This window comes from Paenibacillus gorillae, assembly GCF_000513275.1.
Taxonomy (GTDB): Bacteria; Bacillota; Bacilli; order Paenibacillales; family Paenibacillaceae; genus Pristimantibacillus; species Pristimantibacillus gorillae.
The window spans coordinates 1-995 of sequence record NZ_CBVJ010000157.1 but is presented as its reverse complement, the minus strand read 5'-3'; the positions used below and the strand labels follow the sequence as shown (position 1 = coordinate 995).

The following is a 995-nucleotide window of genomic DNA, read 5'->3' as shown; positions in this document are numbered from 1 at the left end:
GCTAGAAATTTGTAGGTCTACTTCATAGATCAGCGAGGCTCCAGAGAAAACGGCAACGGTCTCTTGCGGGTTTCTTTCCCAAAGGATACGACTTTGCAGAGGTCTCGGATGGGGAATTGGCTGACACCATTCACTTTATTAACGATGATCCTCGAATATGTCTAGATTGAAACTGCTCACGAATCTTTTTTGGCCTAAACATAATTTATTATTCCAATAAACAGTAATTAATACCCACTTTTTCCTTTATTCGAGCTATAATATCTATTTTATTACTAAAATTTTCAAATAATAATTCATTATCATCAAAAGTAATATTAAAATGTTCTTCAAGTTGCACAATAAGTGCGATTATCTTTATGGAATCCAGACCGTACTGATAAAGATCCTGTTCCAATGTGATAGGTTGCTCATATTTCAATACTTCTTTGAGAATACAACTGATTTCTGAATCGATCGTATTCATGTTTGTTTTCATGCAATAAAACCAACCCTTCTTTTTTCGTAAAGTTTATTTCACCGATATCCTATAGGTGTATACGAGAAATAACGCTTAAATATTGCGGGAAATTGAGAATTACTTACTAACCTAAACGAATCGTTATGTCTGTAATACTCATACTAGTCTCATTAAGTAATTCATCTGCTTTTTTTCATAGGTGTGATCTTAAAAACTCTTTATAAAAAACGTTACTTATATTGATATAGAATGTAATTAAAAAGATCTGCAAAACAGTTAAATAGTTAAGGTTACCTGTGGTTCTGCCTAATATATCGATATACGATGATTAATCGTTTATCTATTTTATGCTTCAATACGCTAAGTGAAATTGTTTTTCACTATTATCTGTTTCTTGCTCAGCTAATCTATGCCACAGTAAATCTAATTGTAGTTAAACTTTAGGGATATCACGTTTATTCATAAGACGGTTTGTCAATCTAAGTACAACACTTCGGCCAAAAAAGATTCGTGAGCAGTTTCAATCTAGCCAACG

General features: G+C 32.6%; 1 protein-coding gene and 1 pseudogene. One reads left to right on the top strand and one right to left on the bottom strand.

Going from position 1 to position 995, the window contains the following annotated elements; all coding sequences use genetic code 11:
• Positions 1 to 15: 15 nt before the first annotated feature.
• Positions 16 to 198: pseudogene (locus TY10_RS32640) on the top strand (IS30 family transposase); the annotation flags it as partial.
• A 10-nt stretch (positions 199 to 208) separates the two neighbouring features.
• Here TY10_RS32640 and TY10_RS28460 read toward each other — a convergent pair.
• Positions 209 to 478: an acyl carrier protein gene (locus TY10_RS28460; protein ID WP_052350824.1), complete on the bottom strand. Its 270-nt coding sequence runs from the start codon at positions 476 to 478 to the stop codon at positions 209 to 211.
• Positions 479 to 995: the final 517 nt, after the last annotated feature.

Coding starts and splice junctions, on each gene's coding strand:
- TY10_RS28460 (WP_052350824.1), bottom strand. CDS start 478: ATGAAAACAAACATGAATACGATCGATTCAGAAATCAGTTGTATTCTC.